This window comes from Rhodococcus pseudokoreensis (genome assembly GCF_017068395.1).
GTDB classification, from domain to species: domain Bacteria; phylum Actinomycetota; class Actinomycetes; order Mycobacteriales; family Mycobacteriaceae; genus Rhodococcus_F; species Rhodococcus_F pseudokoreensis.
The window spans coordinates 6,944,192-6,969,101 of record NZ_CP070619.1 but is presented as its reverse complement, the minus strand read 5'-3'; the positions used below and the strand labels follow the sequence as shown (position 1 = coordinate 6,969,101).

The 24,910-nt window shown below is 68.3% G+C and carries 18 protein-coding genes; 10 read left to right on the top strand and 8 right to left on the bottom strand.

The genetic code is table 11. The features are described 5' to 3' along the window. The first annotated feature begins 199 nt into the window (after positions 1-199). The 10 genes from JWS13_RS36930 (at position 200) to JWS13_RS36885 (ending at position 16,064) form a co-directional block, all read left to right on the top strand. Positions 200-2,317, top strand: a complete 2,118-nt coding sequence (locus tag JWS13_RS36930; protein ID WP_206010275.1) for an oxidoreductase — start codon at positions 200-202, stop codon at positions 2,315-2,317. Between the two features lie 11 nt (positions 2,318-2,328). Continuing rightward, positions 2,329-2,694: a cupin domain-containing protein gene (locus JWS13_RS36925; RefSeq protein WP_206010274.1), complete on the top strand. Its 366-nt coding sequence runs from the start codon at positions 2,329-2,331 to the stop codon at positions 2,692-2,694. 26 nt (positions 2,695-2,720) lie between these two features. After that, the gene (locus tag JWS13_RS36920) at positions 2,721-4,214 is read left to right on the top strand and encodes an aldehyde dehydrogenase (protein WP_206010273.1); all 1,494 of its coding nucleotides are present in this window, start codon (positions 2,721-2,723) and stop codon (positions 4,212-4,214) included. Between the two features lie 179 nt (positions 4,215-4,393). Then, the gene (locus JWS13_RS36915; RefSeq protein ID WP_206010272.1) at positions 4,394-4,882 is read left to right on the top strand and encodes a GNAT family N-acetyltransferase; all 489 of its coding nucleotides are present in this window, start codon (positions 4,394-4,396) and stop codon (positions 4,880-4,882) included. A gap of 31 nt (positions 4,883-4,913) precedes the next feature. Further along, a complete protein-coding gene (locus JWS13_RS36910; RefSeq protein ID WP_206010271.1) occupies positions 4,914-5,900 on the top strand; it encodes an isopenicillin N synthase family dioxygenase in 987 nt (328 codons plus the stop codon). A 191-nt stretch (positions 5,901-6,091) separates the two neighbouring features. Next, positions 6,092-7,474 (top strand): dicarboxylate/amino acid:cation symporter, encoded by a 1,383-nt coding sequence (locus JWS13_RS36905; RefSeq protein WP_206010270.1) that lies wholly within the window; start codon positions 6,092-6,094, stop codon positions 7,472-7,474. A 43-nt stretch (positions 7,475-7,517) separates the two neighbouring features. Continuing rightward, positions 7,518-7,913 carry a nitroreductase/quinone reductase family protein gene (locus JWS13_RS36900; RefSeq protein ID WP_206010269.1) on the top strand — a complete coding sequence of 132 codons (396 nt, stop codon included), beginning with the start codon at positions 7,518-7,520 and terminating at the stop codon, positions 7,911-7,913. Between the two features lie 408 nt (positions 7,914-8,321). After that, a complete protein-coding gene (locus JWS13_RS36895; protein WP_206010268.1) occupies positions 8,322-13,814 on the top strand; it encodes a glutamate synthase-related protein in 5,493 nt (1,830 codons plus the stop codon). Next, positions 13,811-15,580, top strand: coding sequence for a sulfite reductase subunit alpha (locus tag JWS13_RS36890; RefSeq protein ID WP_206010267.1), 1,770 nt, complete (start codon positions 13,811-13,813; stop codon positions 15,578-15,580). Before JWS13_RS36895 ends, JWS13_RS36890 begins: the two co-directional genes overlap by 4 nt. Positions 15,581-15,614: 34 nt before the next feature. Continuing rightward, positions 15,615-16,064, top strand: coding sequence for a flavodoxin domain-containing protein (locus JWS13_RS36885; RefSeq protein ID WP_206010266.1), 450 nt, complete (start codon positions 15,615-15,617; stop codon positions 16,062-16,064). A 6-nt stretch (positions 16,065-16,070) separates the two neighbouring features. On the opposite strand, the gene JWS13_RS36880 is transcribed toward JWS13_RS36885, so the two are convergent. From JWS13_RS36880 to JWS13_RS36845, 8 genes are all read right to left on the bottom strand, one after another. Further along, positions 16,071-16,934 (bottom strand): PaaX family transcriptional regulator, encoded by an 864-nt coding sequence (locus JWS13_RS36880; protein ID WP_206010265.1) that lies wholly within the window; start codon positions 16,932-16,934, stop codon positions 16,071-16,073. Beyond that, complete coding sequence (locus JWS13_RS36875) at positions 16,918-18,153, bottom strand: kynureninase (RefSeq protein ID WP_206010264.1); 1,236 nt, start codon at positions 18,151-18,153, stop codon at positions 16,918-16,920. Before JWS13_RS36875 ends, JWS13_RS36880 begins: the two co-directional genes overlap by 17 nt. Next, positions 18,150-19,004 carry a tryptophan 2,3-dioxygenase gene (locus JWS13_RS36870; RefSeq protein WP_124389771.1) on the bottom strand — a complete coding sequence of 285 codons (855 nt, stop codon included), beginning with the start codon at positions 19,002-19,004 and terminating at the stop codon, positions 18,150-18,152. The genes JWS13_RS36875 and JWS13_RS36870 overlap by 4 nt, the downstream gene beginning before the upstream one ends. A gap of 106 nt (positions 19,005-19,110) precedes the next feature. After that, on the bottom strand, positions 19,111-19,944 hold the full coding sequence (locus tag JWS13_RS36865; protein ID WP_206010263.1) for an NmrA/HSCARG family protein: 834 nt from the start codon (positions 19,942-19,944) through the stop codon (positions 19,111-19,113). 63 nt (positions 19,945-20,007) lie between these two features. Next, complete coding sequence (locus tag JWS13_RS36860) at positions 20,008-21,228, bottom strand: MFS transporter (protein ID WP_206010262.1); 1,221 nt, start codon at positions 21,226-21,228, stop codon at positions 20,008-20,010. Positions 21,229-21,266: 38 nt separating this feature from the next. Further along, positions 21,267-22,220, bottom strand: a complete 954-nt coding sequence (locus JWS13_RS36855) for an NADP-dependent oxidoreductase (protein WP_206010261.1) — start codon at positions 22,218-22,220, stop codon at positions 21,267-21,269. Between the two features lie 192 nt (positions 22,221-22,412). Further along, positions 22,413-23,837: a MocR-like pyridoxine biosynthesis transcription factor PdxR gene (gene pdxR, locus JWS13_RS36850; protein WP_241032620.1), complete on the bottom strand. Its 1,425-nt coding sequence runs from the start codon at positions 23,835-23,837 to the stop codon at positions 22,413-22,415. 91 nt (positions 23,838-23,928) lie between these two features. After that, positions 23,929-24,894 carry an AraC family transcriptional regulator gene (locus JWS13_RS36845; RefSeq protein WP_241032471.1) on the bottom strand — a complete coding sequence of 322 codons (966 nt, stop codon included), beginning with the start codon at positions 24,892-24,894 and terminating at the stop codon, positions 23,929-23,931. Positions 24,895-24,910 lie beyond the last annotated feature (16 nt).

Sequence of the window (24,910 nt, the reverse complement as noted above, 5' to 3'; positions counted from 1 at the left end):
TATTGATGAACTTCATCAATAAACAAGTAGCGATCGGGTCGGTATTTCTCCGCCGAGCCTGGACTTTCCCCCCTCGATCGGTATTTATTTGAGACACATCGCAAAGAATCGCCGTCTCGGCGACAGTGGAACGGCCGGCCAGCCGAGTGCAGAGGCCACCACAGCGAGCCCACTCTCCGTCTCCAGTCAGGAACCCACCGTGCGTGATCCGCGATACGACATCCTGTTCGAACCGGTCAAGATCGGACCGGTCACCGCCCGCAACCGGTTCTTCCAGGTCCCCCACTGCAACGGCATGGGCTACCGCGACCCCTCCGGCGAGGCCTACATGCGGCGAGTCAAGGCCGAGGGTGGCTGGGCGGTGGTCTGCACCGAGCAGGTCGAGATCCACCCCACCTCGGACATCGGCCCGTTCATCGAACTGCGCCTGTGGGACGACCAGGACCTGCCCGCCCTCACCCGGATCTCCGAGAAGATCCACGAAGGCGGCTCCCTCGCCGGCATCGAACTCGCCCACAACGGCCTGAACAGCCCCAACCTGATCAGCCGCGAGACCCCGCTCGGCCCGCAGAATCTGCCCGTCGTCTCCTGGAACTACGACCCCGTCCAGGCCAGGGCGATGACCAAGTCGGACATCGCCGACCTGCGGCACTGGCACAAGGAGGCGGTGCGCCGGTCGCTGAAGGCCGAATACGACATCGTCTACGTGTACGCCGGGCACGCGATCGGCGGCCTGCACCACTTCCTGTCCCGCCGCTACAACAACCGGACGGACGAGTACGGCGGCAGCCTGACCAACCGCGTGCGCCTGCTTCGCGAGATCCTCGAGGACTCACGCGAGGTCGCCGACGGCAAGGCCGCGGTCGCGTGCCGCATCTCCGTCGACGAACTCCTCGGCGACGAGGGAATCACCCGCAGCGAGATCGAGGACGTGATCGGCCTGCTCGGCGAGACCCCCGACCTGTGGGACTTCGTGCTCGGCAGCTGGGAGGACGACTCCGTCACCTCGCGGTTCGGACCCGAGGCCGAGCAGGAACCGTACGTCCGGGGACTGAAGCAACTCACCACCAAACCCGTCGTCGGTGTCGGCCGTTTCACCTCGCCCGACACGATGCTGCACCAGGTCAAGAGCGGCATCCTCGACTTCATCGGGGCGGCCCGCCCGTCGATCGCCGACCCGTACCTCCCCCGCAAGATCGAGGAGGGGAACCTCGAGGACATCCGCGAATGCATCGGCTGCAACATCTGCGTGTCCGGTGACTTCACGATGTCGCCGATCCGCTGCACCCAGAACCCGACGATGGGCGAGGAGTTCCGACGCGGGTGGCACCCGGAGCGGATCAAGGTCCGGTCGAGCGAGTCGAACGTGCTCGTCGTCGGCGCGGGTCCCGCCGGACTCGAGGCCGCACGTGCCCTCGGGCAACGCGGCTACACCGTGAGCCTCGCCGAGGCGAGCCGCCAACTCGGTGGCAGGGTGACCCGCGAGTCGAAGCTGCCCGGGCTGTCCGCCTGGATCCGGGTGGTGGACTACCGGCAGCAGCAACTCCGCAAGCTGTCCAACGTCGACGTCTTCATGGAAAGCGAGATGACCGCCGACGACGTCATCGACAACGACTTCCACCACGTCGTCGTCGCCACCGGCTCCAGTTGGCGCCGCGACGGCGTCGGCCGGTGGCACACCCACGCCGTGCCCGTCGACGACCACGCCGACGTCCTCACACCCGACGACGTGATGGCGGGGCTACGACCCGCCGGGAACAAGGTCGTGCTCTTCGACGACGACCACTACTACCTCGGGGCGGTCGTCGCCGAACTCCTGGCGAAGGAGGGATTCGACGTCACCCTGATCACGCCGGCCGCGCACGTGTCGCAGTGGACGACCAACACCATGGAAGTGGTCCGGATCCGCAAGCGAATCATCAAGGCCGGGGTCCACGTTCAGGTGAACCGCGCCGTCACCGCGGTCACCCCGCAGGGCGTCCGCACCGTGTGCGCGTTCACCGGCGACGAACAGTTCGTCGACGCGGACGGCGTCGTCCTCGTCACCGCCCGGCTTCCGCACGACGGGTTGTTCCACGACCTGCAGTCGCGCGAATCCGAATGGGCCGGCGCCGACCTGCGCAGTGTCCGCGGCATCGGCGACGCGTGGGCGCCGTCGACCATCGCGGCGGCCGTCTGGTCGGGTCACCGGTACGCCGAGGAACTCGACGAACCGCCCGCGCCGGGCCCGGTCGCCTTCCGCCGGGAAGTCACCGGCCTGTCCATCGAACCCGTCAGCACACTCACGATCCCCCCGTTCGCCACCGCACAGAATTGAGGAACACCACCATGACCGCAGTACACCCCATCCCCACCGGCGCCGAGAACGTCGCGGCGATGACCCCCAGCGCCTACGTCACCGCGGACACGCTCCGGGCGGGCGATCCCCGGGAACACGAAATGGTTCACCTGAGCAGCGGCGACGAGAAGTTCACCGTCGGCTCGTGGCGGGCCGAGCCCTACCGCGAGTACATCGAGTCCTACCCGGGCGACGAATACACCCGGGTCCTCGAGGGTTCCGTGACGTTGACGGCCGACGACGGGGTCGCCCACACCTTCGGCCCCGGCGACGCGTTCACCCTGACCAGGGGGTGGCGCGGGGAGTACCGCGTCGACGAACCCCTGCTCAAGCAGTTCGCGATCTACGTTCCCTGACAACACTTTCGAGCACGAGGATGACGATGACCGATCCGACCACACTCGACGACTGGACGGCGCTCGCCGCGACGATCACGCCGCGCCGCGAACTGTTCGTCGACGGCGCGTTCCGTCCCGCGAAGTCGGACGAGACGTTCGATTCGATCAATCCGGCGACCGGCGAACTCCTCGCCCGGGTGTCCGCCGCGGACACCCCCGACGTCGACGTGGCGGTCCGGTCCGCACGGGAGGCGTTCGACTCGGGCATCTGGTCGCGCAGTCCGGCGTCGCACCGCAAACGGGTCCTCCTCAGGCTCGCCGAGCTGATCCTCGAGCACCGCCACGAGCTCGCCCTGCTCGACTCCCTCGACATGGGCAAGCTCGTGGTGGAGGCGCTGACCGTCGACGTCCCCTCGGCCGCCGCACTTTTCACGTTCTACGCCGAGGCCCTCGACAAGATCGGCGGGGAGATCGCACCCACCGATCCGGGAAGTCTCGCGCTCGTCTCCCGCGAACCGCTCGGCGTCGTCGCCGCCGTGGTGCCGTGGAACTTTCCGCTCGATCTGGCGGTGTGGAAGCTGGCGCCCGCCCTCGCCGCCGGAAACAGCGCCATCGTCAAACCCGCCGAGCAGGCCCCGCTGTCGGTGCTGCGCCTGGCCGAACTCGCCGCCGAGGCGGGCCTGCCGGACGGCGTCCTGAACGTCCTTCCCGGTCTCGGCGCCGCCGCCGGCGCCTCACTGGGCCTGCATCCCGACGTCGACGTCGTCGCCTTCACCGGTTCCACCGAGACCGGGAAGAGGTTCCTCCGGTACGCGGCGGACTCGAACTTGAAGCAGGTCTGGCTCGAATGCGGCGGCAAGAGCCCGAATCTCGTGTTCGCCGACGCCGATCTCGACGAGGCCGTGGAGAAGGCCGTGTTCGGCGCCTTCTACAACCAGGGGGCGGTGTGCTCCGCCAACTCCCGGTTGCTGGTCCAGGAGTCGGTCGCCGAGCAGGTCACCGACGCCCTCGTCCGCCGGGCGTCGTCGATCCGGCCCGGCAACCCGCTCGACCCCGAGTCCACGCTGGGGGCCATCGTCGACGAGAGGCACACCCGGACGGTCGCCGGTTTCATCGAACGCGCCCGCCCAGGCAGCCGGGTGTTGCTCGGCGGCAACCGGACCACCGTCGACGGCCGGGGATGCTTCCTCGAACCGACGATCCTCGGCGACGTCGCCGAGGCCGCCGAGGTGGTGACCCAGGAGGTGTTCGGACCGGTCCTCACCGTCCAGACGTTCACCGACGAGTCCGACGCCGTCCGCATGGCCAACGACAGCATCTACGGGCTGGCGGCGTCGGTGTGGACGGAGAACCTGAACCGGGCCCACCGCGTCTCCGCGGCACTGCGGGCGGGAACCGTCTCGGTCAACACCGTCGACGCCATCAGCGCGCAGACCCCGTTCGGCGGATTCAAACAGTCCGGTTTCGGGCGCGACCTGTCCCTCCACGCGATGGACAAGTACACCGGGCTGAAGACGACGTGGATCCGGCTGCGGTGACAACCGGGCGAATGTACCTTTCGGTGCACCCGGGGCGCCCGGAGGTACATTCGCCCCGAAACGTGGCACCCCACACCGGCGGGTCGAGCCGCTAAGCTGGCGCCATGTTCGCCCTCGCCCCCTCGGAACCGGATCCGCAATTGCGCTGTGCCACAGCACTTCATGGCAATACCTCCACGATGGAGGCGATCACGGTACGCCGACTCGACGCGTCGGACTGGGAGTCGGTACTGCGGATCTACTCGGAGGGGATCGCGACGCGACGGGCGACGTTCGACACGGTGACCCCGACCAGGCCGGAGTTGGACGCACGCTGGCTGGACGGGCACCGGTGGGTGGCCGAGGTGTCGGGGACGGTGGCCGGGTGGGCCACCCTCTCCCCCATCTCCTCGCGACGCTGCTTCCGTGGGGTCGCGGAGAATTCCGTGTACACCGCCGGAGAGTTCCGCGGTGAAGGCGTCGGCACCGCACTGATGCGCCGGCTCATCGACGAGGCCGACTTCGCGGGACTGTGGACGCTGCAGGCCTCGGTGCTGGCGGTCAACGCCGGTTCGATCGCACTGCACCACTCGGTGGGCTACCGGACGGTCGGGGTACGGGAGCGGCTCGCGCAGATCGACGGCGTCTGGCACGACAGCGTCCTGCTCGAGCGCCGCCGGGACACCTGACACCGCAGCGCCCCGGGGATACCGTGGAGGAATGCTCCCCATCGTCGATCTCGCCGAACTGGACACACCGGCCGGGCGGGAACGGTTGCGGGAAATCACCCACCACGTGGGTTTCTTCTACCTCGACGGACACGGCGTGGAGCGGGAGTTGCTCGACCGTGTGTTCACCGTCGCACGGGAGTTCTTCGCACTGCCCGACGACTCCAAGCAAGCCGTCGCGATGGTGAACAGCCCGCACTTCCGCGGCTACAACCGCGTGGGCGGTGAGCTGACCAACGGTGAGACCGACTGGCGCGAACAGATCGACATCGGACCGGAACGGCCGCCGATCCCCGGCGCCGCCGACTACCTGCGCCTGCAGGGGCCCAATCAGTGGCCCGGCGACCTTCCCGACCTGGAGAAAACGATCGAGGCGCTGGACGCCGCACTCGCCGACGTCGGGATGCGACTGCTGCGGCACTGGGCCGCGTCGCTCGACGCCGATCCCGCGATCTTCGACGACGCGTTTGCGCACGCCCCCGCCACCCTGATCAAGGTGGTCCGCTACCCGGCGCGGCCGAGCGCGGACCACACCGGTGAGCAGGGGGTGGGCGCCCACAAGGACTCGGGTGTGCTGACGATGCTGCTCCTCGAACCGGGTTCGTCGGGACTGCAGGTGGAGACCGAGGACGGCGACTGGATCGACGCGCCCGCGCGGGCGGGGTCGTTCGTCGTGAACATCGGCGAACTGCTCGAGGTCGCGACCGGTGGCTACCTCCGGGCCACCCGGCACCGGGTGCTCACGCCCGCCGGTGCGCCCGAGCGGCTGTCGGTCCCGTACTTCCTCAATCCCGCTCTCGACGCCACGGTCCCGGTGATCACCCTGCCGCCGCATCTCGCCGCACGAGCCCGCGGAATCGAGGACGACCCGTCGAACCCGCTGTACAACACGTACGGCGAGAACGCGTGGAAGAGCCGCACCCGCGCCCACCCCGACGTCTACGCACGCTGGTATCCGGACGAGGCGGAACCGGGGTAAAACTCCCGCCACCACCGGGAGTAATGTTCCCGCAGTGTTGCTCCTGACCTCTCGGCGTTACGTCGACCTCCGCCTGCAGGCGAGTGCCATCTGTCCGCGCTCGCGCTGACGCACCGCTTCACTCAGGACTCTCTCTCGCCGTACCCGCCCCACCGGGCGCAGTCTCACGGCCCCATGCGAAAGGCACACCCATGCCCAGCCCCGCGCTGTCCACGCGCGCCGAGACCACCTCTCGGCGCCGACTCCCCCAGTGGGCCACGTCGTTCGGCCCCCAGATCGTCACCGGACTCGTCGTCGGCGTCGTCCTCGGTCTCGTCGCCCGCGCCATGCCCGTCGCCGCCGACGGCAACGAGAACTGGCTCGTCGGAACCGTCCACACCATCGGTTCCAGTTATGTGAAACTCCTTACGGTCGCGGTGATTCCGCTGGTGTTCACCGCCATCGTCAGCTCGATCGCGAACCTGCGCGAGGTGGCCAACGCCGCCCGCCTGGCGGTTCAGACGCTGCTGTGGTTCGCGATCACCGCGTTCATCGCCGTGATCATCGGCATCGTCGTCGGGTCGATCACCCAGCCCGGCGCCCGCACCGGCGTGAGCGCGGCCACCGAGAAGGCGCCCGGCACCACCGGTTCGTGGTGGGCGTTCATCACCGGACTGGTCCCCAGCAACTTCCTCGGCCTGAACGCGAAGACCACCGTCGCCGAGGGCGCGGCCAGCACGTCGCTGAGCTTCAACGTGCTGCAACTGCTCGTCGTCGCGGCCGCGATCGGCATCGCCGCCCTGAAGGTCGGGGCGAAAGCCGAACCGTTCCTGCAGTTCAACGCATCGCTCCTCGCCATCGTGCAGAAGGTGCTGTGGTGGATCATCCGTCTCGCACCGATCGGGACCGCGGCGCTGATCGCGAACGCCGTCGCCACGTACGGCTGGGACGCCATCGGCTCCCTCGGCTGGTTCACCGCCGCCGTGTACGTCGGCCTGGCCATCGTGTTCCTCGTCGTCTACCCCGTCCTGATCCGCGCACACGGACTGTCGGTGCGCGCCTTCTACTCCGGCGTGTGGCCCGCCACACAGCTCGGCTTCGTGTCGCGGTCGTCGATCGGCACCCTGCCCCTCACCGAGCGGGTCACCGAACGCAATCTCGGTGTCCCCCGCGAGTACGCGTCGTTCGCCGTGCCGCTCGGGTCGACCACCAAGATGGACGGGTGCGCCGCGATCTACCCTGCGATCGCAGCGATCTTCGTCGCCGAGTTCTACGGTGTGCCTTTGTCGTTCACCGACTACCTGCTGATCATCGTGGTGTCGGTCATCGGTTCCGCGGCCACCGCAGGCACCACCGGAGCCACGGTGATGCTGACGCTCACGCTGTCGACGCTGGGGCTTCCCCTCGCCGGTGTCGGCCTGCTGCTGGCGGTCGAGCCGATCGTCGACATGGGCCGCACCGCGGTGAACGTCACCGGTCAGGCGCTCGTCCCCACGATCGTCGCCAAGCGGGAGGGCATCCTCGACGAAGCCCGCTACAACGCCGAGCGCACCGGCGACCCGTTCCAGGACGACGACACGGTCGCCGCGGCGTAGCGAACCCTCGACGAGAGCCTTCCCCACATGGAAGGCTCTCGTCATGGCCGACCTCAGCACGATCAAACGACGGATCGTCATGCAATTCCAGCGGCACGTCGCCAACCCGCTCACCGCGCGACTGTCGGGCCAGACCCTCCTCGAGACCACCGGCCGGGTGAGCGGGCAGCCCCGCGTCACGCCCATCGGCGGCCGGAAGACGGGCACCGAGTTCTGGCTGGTGTCCGAGTTCGGGGAGAAGTCGAACTACATCCGCAACATCCGTGCGAACAACGCCGTTCGCCTGCGGCTCCACGGCCGGTGGCACACGGGCACCGCGACACTGCTGCCCGACGACGACACCCGCGCCCGGCTGTCGCAGCTGCCCCGGATGAACAGCACCGCCGTCCGCGCGGTCGGCACCGACCTCCTGACGGTCCGGATCGATCTCACCGACTGAGATCCGACCCCCACAAACGCCCGCCGAATTGCCATCCGCACACGCAATAGCGACCGCATCCAACCAATCGCCGAGCATCTACGGACCAGTCAGTCCGAACGGCCGTTCGGACATGCACGTTTTACGGCCTGGCCAGGTGTGATGTTCGCAACTCCGCGTTCGGCCTGCACGCCGGGCGCGGATTTGCTACCGCTCGTCGCGCTCGAATCGAGCAGCTTGCAGATGGGACTTAGCCTCCGCTAATCTGCGGTTTCGCGTGGACATGCCAAAGTCCGCATTTCAGACAACGACGTCTGCCTCACCGGCGCATCGGTACGGGGCCGGTTCTCTGCCGTGATCCTCTCGCCGACGCCACCCGTGCGTCCAGCACGGACCCCCATTCGGCGAGTATCGCGAGGAGACAGTCGGTTGAACACGAGTGCCACCGAGTCCGGCCTGTACGACAGGACGCTCGACAAGAGCAGCTGCGGCGTGGGCTTCATTACCCGCAAGGACGGCATTCAGACCCATGACGTCCTCCTCCGGGGCCACGAGGCCCTGTGTGCCGTTCCTCACCGCGGTGGCATGTCCGCCGAGGGTGTCGGCGACGGCGCCGGCGTCTGCGTCGACCTGTCGGTGCCGTTCTTCCGCGCCCTGACCGGTGACGCCGAGCTCGAGGCGGGCCGCTTCGGGGTCGGCAACTTCTTCCTCCCCACCGACGTCGCGTTCCACGGCGACGCGGAGGCCGTGATCGAGCGGGCTCTCGCCGCGCAGGGGTTCCGGGTGCTGCTCGAGCGGGACGTGCCCGTCGACGCCACCGTGCTCCGGCCCGCGGCGATACGGCACCAGCTGCCGATCCGGCAGTGGGTGTTCACCGCGCCCGACGCGTGCGCCGACGAGGCCGAGTTCGACCGCCGCATCCACGACGCCCTCCTCGCGATCGAGGCCGTCGCGTACACCCGGCCCGATCTGGCCGGGCTGTACCCGCTGTCGCTCAGCGCCCGCACGCAGGTCCTCAAGGGCCGCCTCAACTCGAACGAGGTGATGCCCTACTTCCAGGACCTCGTCGACCCGGCGCACGCCATCCACACCCTGTACTTCCACACCCGGTTCTCCACCAACACCGACCCGCATCCGACGATGGCGCAGCCGTTCCGTCTGATGGCGCACAACGGTGAGCTCAACACCGACAAGAAGAACCGGCTGTCCGAGACGGCCCTGGCCCGTGCCCGCAACCGGGAGATCGTCCGTCCGCACGGCCAGTCCGACAGTTGTCGCCTCGACCAGACGCTGCAGAGCCGCGTCGTGGAGGACGGCCTGGACCTGGTGACCGCGGTCGTGTCGATGATGCCGCCGGCGTGGGAGAACGATTCCGCCCTGTCGCCCGAGGTGCGGGCGATGCTCGAGTACTTCTCGCTGTACGAGGAGAAGAACGACGGTCCGGCTGCGCTGATCTTCGGTGACGGCACCGTCGTCGGCGCCCGGCTCGACCGGCTCGGACTGCGTCCGCTGCGTTCGGTGGAGACGGACGAGTACCTGTGCGTCACGTCGGAGGCCGGGCAGATCGACTTCGACCCGGACACCGTGCTGCACCGCGGACGCATCGAGGCCGGCGGGATGCTGTACTTCGACCACCGCGTGGGCCGCTCGTACTCCACCGACGAGGCGCTCGAACTGCTCGCCGCCCGCAACGACTACCCGACACTCGTCGCGGAGGCCCGCCGGACCATCGAGGCGCTGCCCGAGGTCGAGGCCGAGCCGGGTCCGCTGCGCTACAACGGCGACCTCGAGCGCACCCAGCGCTACGTCGCGTACTCGCACAACCAGGAAAGCTTCAAGTTCATGATGGACCCGATGCTCGCGTCGGGTCAGGAGAAGATCTCCGCGATGGGCTACGGCAACGCCATCAACGCCCTCTCCGATCAGGAGGGTGGTGTCGCGAAGTACTTCTCGCAGCGTTTCGCTCAGGTGACCAACCCGTCGCTGGACAGCATCCGTGAGGCCGACGGCATGACGCTGCGTGTCGCGCTGGGCGCCAAGCCGAACAGTGGCGCGCAGTCCGCGCCGCAGATCGTGGTGCCGTCGCCGATCCTCACCCACATGGACATGCTGCGGATCCGCAAGCAGTCCGAGACGCCGGTGCAGCGGTTCCCGATGCTGTACACCCCGGTGCACGGCGACCCGGCCGCCAACGCGGCGGCGCTCGAGGCCGCGGTCGACGGGCTGTGCGACGAGGTGGAGGCGTTCGCCCGCGAGCAGGGCGGCATCGCGATCCTCACCGACCGTCACGTGGCCACCGACCGTGCCGCGCTGCCGATGATCGTGGCGATCTCCGCCGTCAACCAGCGGCTGATCGAGGAGGGCCTGCGCCTGCGGGTGTCCGTCGTCGCCGAGAGCGGTCAGATTTCGTCCTCGCACCACGTCGCCGCCGCCCTCGGTTTCGGCGCGGCCGCGATCTACCCCCTGGCCGTCCGTCTGCGCGCCGAGGAGAAGTTCGCCGACGACGCCGACCAGGCGTTCAAGCGGTTCGCGAAGGCCGCCGAGAAGTCGCTGATGAAGACGATGGGCCGGGTCGGCCTGTGCACCGCCGAGAGCTACATCGGCGGCGAGTTCTTCGAACCCAACTACCTCGACACGGACGATCGGGTGCTGCGCCGCTACTTCGCGAACGTGAAGACGCCGGTCGGCGGCGTCGGGTTCGCCGTCATCGCGCAGGCCGTCGCGGACTGGCACCAGCGCGCGCTGTCGGTCACCGGGGAGAAGGACGTCCCGCTGCTCGGCCTGTTCAAGGAGCGGGCGGAGGGCGCAGGCCACTCGTACGGCACGGCGGCCGTACGCGGCTTCGTCGACCTCACCGAGGAACCCATCGCGTTCGACACGGCGGGCACGCAGGACCACACGGAGTCGCTGCGACTGCTGCCGCTGAACCGGCTCGAGGACGCGTTCGGTCTCGACGACGACGCCTACCGCAACGCCGGTTTCCAGAAGCTGACGCACGAGGCGATCGACCGCTTCGAGATCACCCCCGGCTACCGTGCGTTCGCGCGGACGATGGCCGACGAGCGGACCCGTCGTCCGGCAGCGCTGCGCGACGTCCTGGATCTGCCCGCCGACGTCACGTTCCTCACCACGGCGGCCGAGTTCCGCAAGCAGATGGGCCGCTTCTCCCGCAAGGGCAACAACAGCTTCGCGGTGCGCGGACTCGCATCCGAGGCCGTCGGCGACGACGGGTTCCGGCTCCGGCTCACCGGCCCCCACGCGGGCGAGGCCGCCGTGCTCGCGGCACTCGGCGAGTCGCTGGTGATGCGGTTCGGCGACGACCTGCGCGAGCACCGCGTCGACGGTGACGCGCTGCTCGTGCGCACGTCCGGTGAGGCGCTGCGGTGCCTGTCGCTGCTGCGCACCGCTCCGGCGAGCCTGCCGATCGACCGGGTGCAGAAGGCCAGCGAGATCACCCCGTTCCTCACGTCCGGCGCCATGAGCCACGGCGCGCTGAACTCCAACGCGCACGAGGCCGTCGCGCACGGCACCAACATGGTCGGCGGCATGTCGAACAGCGGTGAGGGCGGCGAGCACATCTCCCGCTACGGCACCATCCGCGGTTCCCGGATCAAGCAGTTCGCGTCGGGCCGCTTCGGTGTGTGGGCCGGCTACCTCGCCGACCCGATGCTCGAGGAACTCGAGATCAAGATCGCGCAGGGCGCCAAGCCCGGCGAGGGCGGGCAGCTGCCCGCACCGAAGGTGACCGTCGAGATCGCGGCCGCGCGCGGCGGCACTCCCGGCGTCGAACTCGTCTCTCCCCCACCGCATCACGACACGTACTCGATCGAGGACCTCGCGCAGCTGATTCACGACTGCAAGGCGGCGCGGGTCCGCGTCATCGTGAAGCTCGTGTCCTCGGAGGGCATCGGCACCATCGCGGTGGGTGTCGCGAAGGCCGGAGCCGACGTCATCAACGTGGCAGGCAACACCGGTGGCACCGGTGCGGCCGCGGTGACGAGCCTCAAGTACGCCGGACGTTCGGCGGAGATCGGCGTCGCCGAGGTCCATCAGGCGTTGTGCGCCAACGGTTTGCGGCAGAAGGTGCTGCTCCGCTGTTCCGGCGCGCATCAGACGGCCAGCGACGTGGTGAAGTCGGCGCTGCTCGGCGCGGACAGCTTCGAGTTCGGCACCACCGCGCTGATGATGCTCAAGTGCGTCATGGCCAAGAACTGCAACGTCAAGTGCCCGGCCGGTCTGACCACCAACCCCGAGCTGTTCGACGGTGACCCGCGCGCGATGGCGCAGTACCTGCTCAACATCGCGCACGAGACCCGCGAGGTGCTGGCCGAGCTGGGCATGTCCTCGCTGCGCGAGGCCCGGGGACGCTCGGATCTGCTGCAGCTGCTGGACCACCCGTCCAGCGTCGGCCAGCTCGACCTGCGCGCGATGCTCGCCGTGGTCGACGAGGTCACCATCGGCGATCCGGTGTACCTGGAGAAGGACTACACGCTCGACGACGGCTGGCTCGTGCAGTTGCGTGCCGCGCTGATCGAGCAGGGCGAGGCCACAGTCGAACTCGGCGACGGCGTGCACCTGAGCAACCGCAACAAGAGCGTCGGCGCCCAGCTGGCGGTCGACATCGAGCGGATGCTCAACCACGAGCTCACCGACATCGCGCTGCCCGCCGTCCTCCGCGACGAGCGCGGCCGCGGCTACCTGCGCGACGGCAGCGTCCGGATCGCGACGTCCGGGTCGGCGGGCCTGTCGTACGGCGCGTTCTGCAACGACGGCATGGCCCTGGTGCACACCGGCACCGCCAACGACGGTGTCGGCAAGGGCGCGAACGGCGGCAGCATCGTCGTGCGCTCCCCCGGTGGCGGTTCGGACCGCCACGGCGGCAACGTGCTGATCGGAAACTTCGCACTGTTCGGCGCCACCGGTGGCCGCACGTTCGTCGAGGGCCAGGCGGGTGACCGCTTCGCCGTGCGCAACTCGGGTGCGACTGCGGTCGTCGAGGGTGTCGGCGACTTCGCCTGCGAGTACATGACCAACGGCGCCGTCCTCAACCTCGGTGGCTTCGGCAAGGGCGTCGGCAACGGCATGAGCGGTGGCTTCGTCTACCAGTACGACCCCGAGAACAAGCTGCCCGGCAAGGCCAGCGCCGACTCGATCCTGCTCGGTTCGATCACCGGCGACGGCGAGCACGCCGCGCTGCACCGTCAGGCCGTGCACGTGCTGCTCGGGTGGCACCTCGAGGCCACCGGCTCCGCCAAGGCGGCGTGGCTGCTGGAGAACTGGGAGACCGAGCAGCACCACTTCGTGTACGGCATGCCGCGCGCGCTGCTGCAGTACCAGGACAGCGACGAGATCCTGAAGGCCAAGCCCCGCAAGGACCTGGCCGACGAACTGGCCGCCGCGCTGGTCGGGCACCAGGTGCGCAAGTTCAAGCTGGACTACCGGGACGGTCACGCCGTGCTGGACGGCGCCGTGCCCGGCTACGGCGAGGCCGACACCGAGGCGATGTTCGCGCTGCTGAACAACTACACCGTGCTGAACGCGGCGCAGGAGATGGCGCTGTCCAAGCTGCCCGGTGTCACGGATCCGTCCGACTCGGCCGTCGACAAGGCCGTCCGCAACCTGCTGCTCACCGAGGACTTCTTCCTCATGCAGCGGTTGCAGCGCTACGCACGGGAAGCGTTGAAGGACTACAGCGACGAGGATCTGGCCGTGATGGTGGCGGCCAAGCGGCTCGCCGACTACAAGGATGCGCTGCGCCGCCGCAACGTCCGGTCCATCGACGCCCCCGGCACGTACGGCTGGATCGTGCACCAGGATGCGAAGAACGTCGACAAGATCGGCCGGCTGCCCGGTTTCGAGGAGCTGTTCGCGCAGCACGCCCTCCCCGATCTGATCCCCACGAGAGACGTGGTGCCCTCATGAAATTGCCCTACATTCCCCAGGACGCCCCGTTCAGCGAGGACCAGCGCGTCTGGCTCACCGGCTTTCTCGCCGGAATGAGCTCGCGTCTGGTCGTCGGCGGCTCCGACGCGCCCGCCGGGGCGGCCGGTGGACAGCTGCCCGCCATGCACGTGCTCTACGGCAGCCAGACCGGAAACGCCGAGGGTGTCGCGGAAGACGCTGCGGCCGCGGCACGTTCGCACGGCTTCGCGCCGGTCGTGAGCGCCCTCGACGACGTCGACACGGACGCACTCGCCGCGATGCAGCGCGTCCTCGTCGTCACCTCCACCTACGGTGAGGGCGAGATGCCCGACAACGCCGAACTGTTCTGGCAGGCGCTGGCCGCGGAAACCGCACCGCGGCTCGAGACCACCGACTTCGCGGTGCTCGCACTCGGCGACACCGGGTACGACGGGTACTGCCAGGCGGGCAAGATGATCGACACGAGGCTCGAGCAGCTCGGGGCCCACCGCGTCACGCCGCGCGTCGACTGCGACGTCGACTACGAGGACGCCGCCGCCGCGTGGGTTGCCGACACCCTGCCGTTGTTCGCGGCCGTCGAGGGCATTCGCGGCGAGTCCGCCGTCGCCGACGTCGCCGAGCCGGTGACGAAACCGGCCCGCACCCGGTCGCAGTGGAACCGCAAGAACCCCTACGGTTCCACGCTGTCCGTGAACCGGCGGCTGTCGAGCGACACATCCGCGAAGGAGATCCGCCACTACGAGTTCGCGCTCGCCGACAGCGGTCTCGACTACGAGGCCGGTGACGCGCTCGGTGTGATGCCGATCAACGATCCCGCCCTCGTCGACGCCCTCGTCGACCGGCTGGGTATCCCGGCCGATGCCGCCGTCACCGGCAAGGAGCGCCCGTTCAGCGACCTGCTGCTGCACGCGTACGAGATCTCCACGCCGAGCCACGAATTCATCGACGAGATCGAGAAGCGGGCGGGCGACGAGGAGCTGAGCCACGTGCTGCGGCACGGCGACAAGGAGGCCCTCGACGCCTGGTTGTGGGGCAAGGACGTGCTCGACCTGCTGCTGCTCGAACCGTCGGTGACATTCACGGCGGACCAGTTCGTCGGACTGTTGAAGCCGTTGCAGCACCGGGCGTACTCCATCTCCTCCAGCCCGCTGGCCAACCCTGGCAGCGTGCACCTGACCGTCGCCAGCGTCCGCCACAGCTCCGCCGGACGCGACCGCGGCGGCGTGTGCTCCACCTTCCTCGCCGATCGGATCGCCGAGGGCGGCAACGGCGGGATCTTCGTGTCGAAGAACAAGTCGTTCCGCGTGCCCGCGAACGACGACGCACCGATGATCATGGTCGGCCCCGGCACCGGCATCGCGCCGTTCCGCGCGTTCCTCCAGGAGCGGCAGGCGCGGGGCGCGTCGGGACGCAACTGGCTGTTCTTCGGCGACCAGCATCGCGCGTCGGACTACATCTACGAGGAGGAGATCGCCGCGATGAGCGACAGCGGTCTGCTCACCCGCCTCGACCTCGCCTTCTCCCGCGACCAGGCGGAGAAGATCTACGTGCAGAACCGGATGATCGAGAACGGCGCCGAGTTGTTCGCCTGGCTCGAGGACGGCGGCCACTTCTACGTCTGCGGCGACGCCACCCGCATGGCGAAGGACGTCGACCGGGCCCTGCACGAGGTGATCGCCACCCATGGCACCCTTTCCACCGAGCAGGCCGCCGACTACGTGACCAAGCTCAAGAAGGAAAAGCGCTACCTGCGCGACGTGTACTGACCACGTCGGCAGCTACTCACGAGGAGCAAGAACAATGGCAGTGGTGATTCTGTACGGCAGCGAGGGCGGGACCTCCGAACTGGTGGCCGACAACATCGCCGACGTGCTCGGCGACTACGGCGACACGTCCCTGTACGACATGATGGAATTCGATGCGGGCGATCTCGACCCCGCGAACTTCCACGTCATCGTGTGCTCCACGTACGGTGAGGGCGAGCTGCCCACCGGCGCGGAACCCTTCTTCGAAGGGCTCGAGGAGGACGAACCCGACCTCACCGGCATGCAGTTCGCGCTGTTCGGCCTCGGCGACAAGGTGTACGAGGAGACGTACAACCGCGGCGGCGAGATCATGGCCGCGAAGCTGATCGCCCTCGGCGCGGTCCAGGTCGGCGAACACGGTCGGCACGACGGCTCCGGCTCCGTCCGCCCGAAGGATCAGGCCGAGGAGTGGGCCAAGAACATCGGCGAGGAATTCCTGGGCTGACACCCCTCAGGCCGGGAGCCGCGACTGCACGCTCCGCACCCAGTCGCGGCTCCCGTCGAGGTAGTGGTCCCGCGCCGACGCGAACAGGTGAACGCTGTCGGCGCCGGGCCAGTCCGCGGGCAGCATCCCTTCCGGCAGGCCCGGGTCGACGTACGGGATGATGCGCCATTCGTCGAGCAGCGGCACGAAGCGCACGAACGCTTCGCGTGGCGACACCTCCCCAGTGGCGGCGAGTGCGACGCGGTGGCGGTCCAGGAAGTCGCGGTGCCGCGCGGCGATGCCGCCCAGATCCCACCACCGGGCCGCCGCGTCCCCCATCGAATCGGGGACGAACACCGACGTCGACACGAACGTGGTCACGTACTCGGTAAGACCCAGCGCGTCGACGATGTCCCCGACCTCGGTTGCGAGGTATTCGGGGGCGATCCACAGTCCCGGCGACACGGTTCCGCACCCGATCCAGCCGAGCCGCCTGCGCAACTGGTGTCGCGCCGCTCGCTGCGATTCGGGGATGGTGAACGAGATCAGCCGCCACGGATCGGTGTCCGCCATCTGACGGAAACCGAAGATCCGCGGATCGCCGCGGGTGAACATCGACTCGGCCTGCTCGGTCACCTCGTACCCGCTGCGGCCGTCGCGGGCGCGGGGGCGGAGCACTCCCTTCTTCTTCAGCCGGGCCACCGCGATGCGCGTCGATTCGGGCGGGATACCGACCGCCTGCATCACTTCCACGAAATCCGCGATCGCCACCCACCCGCCGACGTCGCGCACGTACGCACCGAGCACGGTGCGGATCAGCGACGTGGCGCTGCCCGGTCGCGAATCGAAGTCGTCGAGGATCGCGCTCGCCGGTTCAGTCGGCGAGTTCATCACGGATCGCGAGTATCCCGGCGCACACCTCGCCGAAACTCGTGCTCAGCGGGCTCAGGCCGAGACGCAGTCCCTGCGGGGCCCGGAAATCGGGTATGACGCCCTTCGTCCACAGTCGCTGCACCACGACCTCGAACCGCGGGTGGTCGATGATGACGTGACCGCCCCGCTCGGCGGAATTCTCCGGTGATCCGATCTCCACGCCGAGCGGAATCAGCACCTCGCGCACGAGGTCGAGTGCGTACTCGGTCAGGGCGATCGACTTGGCCCGCACGGCGCCCATCCCGACCTCTCCCAGGAGGGCCAGGGTGTCCTGCAGTGCGATCATGCCGAGGACCGACGGCGTTCCGCTGATCACGCGCCGGATCCCCGGCGCCGGCTCGTAACCCTGCGCCATCGTGAACGGGTTTTCGCGGCCCATCCAGCCCCAGATCGGCTGCACGAAGTCCTGCTGATGGTCGGCCCGGACGTACGCGAACGCCGGTGAGCCGGGTCCGCCGTTCAAGTACTTGTACGTGCACCCGACCGCCAGGTCGACACCCCACGCGTCGAGGTCGAGGGGAACCGAGCCGACGGAGTGGCACAGGTCGAGCAGCAGGAGCGCCCCCGCCTCGTGCACCACCCGGGCGGCCCCGGCCGCGTCCACCAGGTAGCCCGAGCGGTACGCGACGTGGCTGAGGACGACGAGCGCGGTGTGTTCGGAGACCACGGACCGCAGGTCGTCGACGGTGACGCCGCCCCGGGTATCCGATTCGATCCACCGGAGGGTGAGCCCGAGTTCCCCGGCGATGGATTCGAGCACGTACCGGTCCGTCGGAAAGTTGTCGCGGTCCACGACGATCTCGGTGCGTCCCGGCCGCAACGCGAGCCCGCCCCTCGCGAGTTTGTACAACAGGACCGTCGTCGAGTCGCCGATGGTGGTCTGCCCGGCGGCCGCGCCCAGCGACACCCGCGCGAGGGTGTCGCCGATCGTGATCGGCAGTTCGTACCACTCCTCGTCCCACCCGCGGATCAGCCGGCCACCCCACGACTGCGTGACGAACGCGGTGATACGCTCGGCGCTCGCCTTGGTGGGCCTGCCGAGCGAGTTCCCGTCGAGGTAGGCGGGCACCGATCGGTCGTCGGCGCCGATGAACAGGTCGCGGTACGAGCGCAGCGGGTCCGCGGCGTCGAGTTCCGCGGCCCGGGCCGCCAGCACATCCGTGGACGCGGTCATCATCGCCCGATCTCGGTGCGCACGGCCAGCAGTTCCGGGAAGAACGTCAGTTCGAGGGCCTTCTGCAGGAATCCCACACCGCTGGATCCTCCCGTCCCGGACTTCATCCCGATGGTCCGCAGCACCGTGCGCATGTGGCGGAAGCGCCACAGCTGAAAGTTCTCCTCGAGGTCGACGAACTCTTCGAACGCCTCGTAGACGGCCCAGTGCTCCTCGGAGTTCTCGTACACGAACTTGATCAGCGGCATGAGATCGTCGTTCAGGCTGTAGGCGGCGGTCACGTCGCGGTTCAGCGCGGACGCCGGCACGTCGTATCCGAGCCGCGACAGGCACTGCCAGAACGCGTCGTACAGACTCGGCTCGCGGAGCAGCCGGTCGAGCAGTTCGTGGGCAGCAGGATCCGCCTCGAACACCTTCAGCATCCCGGCGTTCTTGTTGCCGAGCACGAACTCGACGGCGCGGTACTGATAGGACTGGAACCCGGACGAATTGCCGAGGAACTGCCGGAACTCGGAGTACTCGGTGGGCGTCAGCGTGGCCAGCACCGACCACTGCTCGGTCAGCGTCTTCTGGATGTGCTTGACGCGCGCCACGCACTTGAGCGCCCTGCCGATGTCGTCCGCATCGAAAGCGTCCCGGGCCGCGAGAGTTTCGTGCAGGACGAGCTTCAGCCAGAGTTCGGTGGTCTGGTGCTGGATGATGAACAGCAGCTCGTCGTGATGCTCGGGCCTGCTCACCGGTTTCTGCGCGCTCAGCAGGGTGTCGAGGTCCAGGTACGAGCCGTAGCTCATCCGCTCGCTGAAATCGGTGACGATCTCTTTCTCGATGGCTCTGGTATTGGCCTGCACGCCCATGGCCGTCCTCACTGCTGGTGTTCGAGTACCGGGCTCCGACCTCCATATTACATAATCGTGGCGACCGCTACGGTTATCGAATACCCGCTGGCCCGCTCCTCGGACCTCAGACCAACTCGGCCGCCCACTCGGCGAAGCTCTGCCAGCCCACCTCGGGGTAGAGCCGGCGCAGTTCGCCGATGTTCGCGTCGTACCCCGTGTCGGTGAGGAAGCGGAACATCGCGCGCATGTCCGGCGACGAGATCGCGTCCGCGTCGGACGAATGGGCATGCACCGGTGTGCCCAGCACCCCACCGAGCACCTCCGCCATTCGACGAGGCGTCGGATCATCCGATGCCAGGTCGATTCTGGTCCCGGCAAATCGGTCCGGATCGCCGAACACGAGGGCGACGAACCGGCCGAGGTCCCGGCGCGACAACTGCTGCAGCGGGGTGTCGACGGGCAGAGGCAGATCGAGCCGGCCGTGGCGGATGCCGTCGAGGCCGCCGAGCAGGTTGTCGTAGAAGTAGGTCGGGCCGACGATCGTGTACGAGACCGAGGATTCTCGCAGCAACGCCTCGGTCACGGCCTTCGTGTCGAAATGTGGCACCCCGGTGCTCTTGTCCGCGTCGGCTACCGAAGAGAACACCACGTGCGGAACACCGGAGTCACCGAACGCGCCGACGAGCGCGGCACCCTGAGCGATCTCCGCCTCCGGGCCGTCCTCGAAAGGCGTCGTCACGGCGAACACGCCCGCACACCCGTCGACTGCAGACGCGATCGCCGCCCGATCGGTGATGTCGGCCACCGCGATGTCGACACCTCGCAGGCGCAACGCCTCTGAGCGAGAGGAGCTTCGACGGACGAGCGCTCGGACCTCACGCCCTCGCTCGAGCAACGCGTCGACGACAGCACCTCCTTGACCACCCGTCGCTCCGACGACTGCATACGGCTCACTCATGGGCACAACCTCTCTCCTCCTCGACCGCGCCAGCGTACTCGCAGGCCCCGCCCGCACCTCGGACTACTCGGCCATTTCGGAGACCGCGACCGCGGGGTGCGCGGCAGCGGTGCGCTGGGGTTGTGCGACGAGGATCAGTACCAGAGACAGGAGCAGTCCTGCGACGCTGACCGCGATGAGCGTGCCGTACCCGCCGGCGCTTTCGACGAGGCGTCCACCCATCAACGGGCCGAGCGCGAATCCGCCGCCGATGGCGAGGTTCGCCAGGTTCACCAACTGCCCGGACCGATCCAACCCGGAGAGGGTGGCCATGAGGTAAGGAAGGATGAAGGTCCAGGTGAACTTGAAGAGCAACGCGGCCAGGGTGAATCGGAGAACCCCGGGCATTCCCGCCAGCAGCGCGACCGACAGGGTCATCGCGAGGTAGCCCACGAGGAGATTGAATCGGGTGCTCGGGCGTGCACCCAGAACGGTGGCCCCGACCGACCCTGCGATGCCGAGCACGGTGGCGATCGACAGGATCACGCTCGAGGTTTCGTTGTCGATCATCGACGCGCCCGCGATGCCACCGAGGAACGTCCAGATGCCGCTGAGGCTGACATAGAAGGCGAGCAGCGCGATCAGGCCCACGGTCGCACGAAGGGCGTAGTTCGCTGTGGGGAGCGTGTCTTCGTCGCCGGCGCGGCCCGCGAAGGTGTTGCGTTGCGGCAGGAAGCGGACGAGCGGGAGGACGACGATCATGAGAATGGCGAGAACCCAATATGCGATGCCGATCCCGAAGGTGCCGAAGAACTTCGGGAGTACGGCCAGTCCGATCGCACCGAAGCAGAGTTGCCCCATCAGCCACAGGCCGTAGACACGGTTGCGGTCCCTGGTCTGGGCTGCGAGTGACATACACAGGACCATCAGCGATCCGCCCGCGAGGGAGGTCAGGAATCGGACCGCGACCAAGGTTCCGTATTCGCCGATGTAGGCCGAGCCGATATTGCCGATGATGAAGATCGTCCCGAAGATCGTGGACATGGTGCGGAGGTTGTACTTCTTCATCCACCACAGCGCGGGAATCGACGCGATACTCATCGCACCGAGTTCGGCAGCGAACAGATCACCCGTCTGCGACGGACTCAGTGCGAGCTGCAGTTGCAGTTGGCTTGCCGCGGCAGGCGCCATGAGAAGGAGCATGGCGACAACGGCCGAGAACAGGACGATGACGGCTACGCGTCCTGCGGAGTTGGGGTCGGCGCTGTCGAAAGGGACGCGTCGACCGTCGAGCGACTGGGGCATCGAATGTTCCTTCGTGAAAGGGGGAATGCGGATCGCCGTCAATGCCCTTCTGCGCGTGCTCCGATGCGCCCCAGATCATCTGCTGCTATCAGGATGACCGGCTTGCCCGCACCGTGTCGGGAACCGAAGGCAGCGACGGCTTCGGAGAGTGGCCGCACGCTTGTTCCAGGTGGCCGCAGGCGACCGTCCCGGACCCGGCGCTCGAGGCGGACCAGGCACTCACGATCGGATTCGACGACGAAGAATATCGCCCGTCCCTGCTCGGGCATCACCCGCGGGGGTTCCGCGATGGTGACGAGGACGCCACCGGAACGCACCAGTTTCGCTGAACGGTCGAGTGTTTCGCCGCCGATGACATCGAGTACCACGTCGACCTCGCCGAGATCTTCGAGCCGGTGTCGATCCAGATCCACGAAGGCGTGGGCGCCGAGACCGAGAACCGTGTCAGCGTGCCGAGCACGACCGGTGCCGATGACCCGGGCGCCGGCGTCGAGCGCCAGTTGCACTGCCATCGACCCGACCGCGCCGGCCGCACCATGGATCAGTACCGTCTGCCCCGCGGCGAGTCGCCCGTGATCGAACAGCGCCTGCCACGCGGTGAGCCCGGAGATCGGCAGGGCGGCGGCCACGGTGTGATCGACACCGCCCGACAGCGGCGCCAGGTTTCGGGCCTCGACCGCGACGTACTCGGCGAGCGTACCGTTGCGGGTCCAGTCGGCGACCCCGAACACGCGCTGACCGATTGTCAGACCGGTCGTGCCATAACCTAATTCAGCAACGACGCCGGAGAGTTCGTGCCCGGGAATGGACGGTGCCCGGTCGCGTCCCGCACGGTCGGACCAGGTGCCGGGCCAGTCGAGCTCACCGGGCGTGAAGCTCGCGGCGTGCACGCGGACGATGACGTCGTTCTCTGCCGCATGCGGGTACGGAACTTCCGCCACCGACAGTCCACCGACACCGGATTTCTGGTCGGACGCGATGACCGCTTGCATGAAAACCTCACTTCGTTTCGTTTCGATTGCGCGACGTGTCGTCGCGGCGGCGCTCAGGCCTGGTGCTGACGTGCGCTGGGGTGGCGCAGAGCAGGTCGGTGACCTCGACGTTTGCTGTATTCAGCATGCTCTGAGGCTAGTACGGCAGCGAGCCGCCGCGTGGGCCACTTCCACACCGAATTCGGGGTCCACTCACGGGAGTTGCCGGACCAACGCCTCCACGGCGGCAGGCCATGCGCTCTGCGCCGGCGCGGCGAAACCGACGACCAGACCGTCGCGGTCGACGTCGACTTCGGGATGGCGGTAGAGCGCGAGACCCTCGACAGCGAGATTCCGCCACGCCGGTTCCTGCGCGGCGGCGCTCTCGTTGCCGCCGGCCAGGTGCAGCAGCACATGCAGGCCCGCAGGCAGTCCGGTCACGCGAGTGGCAGGCGACGACCGGCCGACCGCGTCGACGAGCTGCTCCCGCCGGCGACGGTACTGCGCGCGCATCGCACGAATGTGCTTGTCGTAGGCGCCGGTTCGGATGAACTCGGCCATCGCCAGTTGGTCGACGAAGCCGCAGGTGGCCTCGGTCTCGCCCTTCTGGCGGGCCACCGTCTCGACGAGCCGGTCCGGAAGGACCAGCCAGCCGAGCCGGAGGCCCGGGGCAAGGGACTTGCTCGAGGTGCCCATGTACACCACCCGTTCGGGGTCGACACCCTGAAGCGCGCCGACGGGGCTGCGGTCATAGCGGAATTCCCCGTCGTAGTCGTCCTCGATGATCACGCCGCCGGTTCTGCCCGCCCAGTCGACGACGGCCGCGCGCCGGTCGGAGCGCAGCGGTACGCCGGTCGGGAACTGGTGCGACGGGGTGAGCAGCACGCCACCCACATCCTGCATGTCGTCGAGCGCGGCGACATCTGCGCCACCGCCGTCGACGGCCAGCGGCGGACAGCGCAACCCTGCCGTGCGCAGTGCTTCGCGGTGGGTCGGCAACCCGTAAGACTCGACGGCCAGGGAGACCACCCCGGCACCGGCCAGCGCACGGGCCAACAGGGTGAGCCCCTCCGCGGCACCACAGCAGACCACGATGTTGTCGGGCCTGCAGACGACGCCGCGAGCCCGCGCCAGGTACTCGGCAAGCGCCAGACGCAGTTCGGGACGGCCGTACGGGTCCGCGTAACCGAACGCCTCGAACGGGACCGCGTGGAGCGCCTGCTTGACGGCGCGACTCCACTGCCCGCGCGGGAACGACGACAGGTCGGGCTGTCCCGGTCGCAGATCGTGGCCCGGGCGGCGCGCCGGCAGCCTCCGCACGCGAAGCCCTTCGGCCCGCACTGCCTCCGCAGCACGGCGGGACACCGTCGTCCCGGAGCCGTGTTGTGACGTCAGCCAACCCTCCTCGACGAGTTCCGCGTACGCCCGCGCCACTGTGTTCCGCGCGATGCCCAGGTCCGAGGCGAACGCGCGACTCGACGGCAGCCGAGTGCCCGGGGACAGCCGGCCCGAACGGATGGCGTCACGCAGAGCGTCCATCACGCTGTCGCGGACCCGGCCGGCAGGCCGCTCGAGGTGCAGATCCAACCCGGCCCTCGGGGCCGGTGGTGGATCGGTGTCCGTGGTGTCGGCGGACACCCCTTCGTCGGCGCTCAGCACATCCTCCAGTTGACGGGAAGGCCTGACCAGGAGCTTACGCCGGTGCGGGCATCTCGCCGCGGATGCCGAGTCAATGCAACAACGAAGAAGGTGGCACACCGTAGCGCTGCCGGAACGCGGCGGCGAACCGGCCGAAATGAGTGAACCCCCATTTCAGGGCAACGTCGGTCACCGAACGGGCCGAGCCCGAGGCGAGTTCGGCTCGGACGCCGGCGAGACGGATCTCGGTCAGGCATTCGCGGGGAGTCTTGCCGAGGTAGATGCGGAAGCCCTCCTGCAGGCGCCGTACGCTGACCCCGGCGACGTCGGCCATCTCCGCTGCGGTCCACAGACGGTCGGGCTCGGCATGGATGGCATCGATCACGCGAGTGACGATCCGGGGTCGGACAGCGTACCGATCGTCGGTCTCGTCCGGAAGAACAGCGAGCAGGAATCCATCGGTGAGCGATGCCGCCAGTCCCTGTGCCACATGTGTGTTGGTCAACAGCGCGTCATCAACGGGTTGATCGACAATGCTGCTCAGCAGTCGAAACCAGCTTGCAGCAGCGGGCCTGCGCAAATCGATCTGATCGGGGATCACTGCGTCGGCTCGGCCTGTCACGCGCCACAACTCGCGTTGGACGAAATCCCGATCGATCTTGACGCCGAGAATCGTGCAGGTGCCCGGCCACCGCGTGATATCGGCCGGCGTGTCAGCGGGGTTGACCGTGGCGAAGCCCGGGGTGGACACGACGAGTCGCCCCCTGATCCGGGTCTCCAGCTCGCCGCGAAGCGGGATGTTGATGCCGACGGCGCCGGGATGCTCACTGTGAACGGCAACATCAGCGCCCCAATTGATTCGCACAATGTGCAGCGGCCCGAGATGCAGGGCCGACACCCCTGAAGACGTGGCAGGGCCGGAAGCCGCCAGGGGCATGAGCTCATGCGGAAAATAGGCGTCGGATACTGCATGGGACACCGCGTCCCAATCGGGATTTCGTATGCCACCCCCGGGGTGCTCGCCGCTTGACTGGGTGCCGGAAAAGCTCTCGCGCAATGTAATCGACCTCGCG

Coding starts and splice junctions, on each gene's coding strand:
- JWS13_RS36925 (WP_206010274.1), top strand. CDS start 2,329: ATGACCGCAGTACACCCCATCCCCACCGGCGCCGAGAACGTCGCGGCG.
- JWS13_RS36920 (WP_206010273.1), top strand. CDS start 2,721: ATGACCGATCCGACCACACTCGACGACTGGACGGCGCTCGCCGCGACG.
- JWS13_RS36915 (WP_206010272.1), top strand. CDS start 4,394: ATGGAGGCGATCACGGTACGCCGACTCGACGCGTCGGACTGGGAGTCG.
- JWS13_RS36910 (WP_206010271.1), top strand. CDS start 4,914: ATGCTCCCCATCGTCGATCTCGCCGAACTGGACACACCGGCCGGGCGG.
- JWS13_RS36905 (WP_206010270.1), top strand. CDS start 6,092: ATGCCCAGCCCCGCGCTGTCCACGCGCGCCGAGACCACCTCTCGGCGC.
- JWS13_RS36900 (WP_206010269.1), top strand. CDS start 7,518: ATGGCCGACCTCAGCACGATCAAACGACGGATCGTCATGCAATTCCAG.
- JWS13_RS36890 (WP_206010267.1), top strand. CDS start 13,811: ATGAAATTGCCCTACATTCCCCAGGACGCCCCGTTCAGCGAGGACCAG.
- JWS13_RS36885 (WP_206010266.1), top strand. CDS start 15,615: ATGGCAGTGGTGATTCTGTACGGCAGCGAGGGCGGGACCTCCGAACTG.
- JWS13_RS36880 (WP_206010265.1), bottom strand. CDS start 16,934: ATGAACTCGCCGACTGAACCGGCGAGCGCGATCCTCGACGACTTCGAT.
- JWS13_RS36875 (WP_206010264.1), bottom strand. CDS start 18,153: ATGATGACCGCGTCCACGGATGTGCTGGCGGCCCGGGCCGCGGAACTC.
- JWS13_RS36870 (WP_124389771.1), bottom strand. CDS start 19,004: ATGGGCGTGCAGGCCAATACCAGAGCCATCGAGAAAGAGATCGTCACC.
- JWS13_RS36865 (WP_206010263.1), bottom strand. CDS start 19,944: ATGAGTGAGCCGTATGCAGTCGTCGGAGCGACGGGTGGTCAAGGAGGT.
- JWS13_RS36860 (WP_206010262.1), bottom strand. CDS start 21,228: ATGCCCCAGTCGCTCGACGGTCGACGCGTCCCTTTCGACAGCGCCGAC.
- JWS13_RS36855 (WP_206010261.1), bottom strand. CDS start 22,220: ATGCAAGCGGTCATCGCGTCCGACCAGAAATCCGGTGTCGGTGGACTG.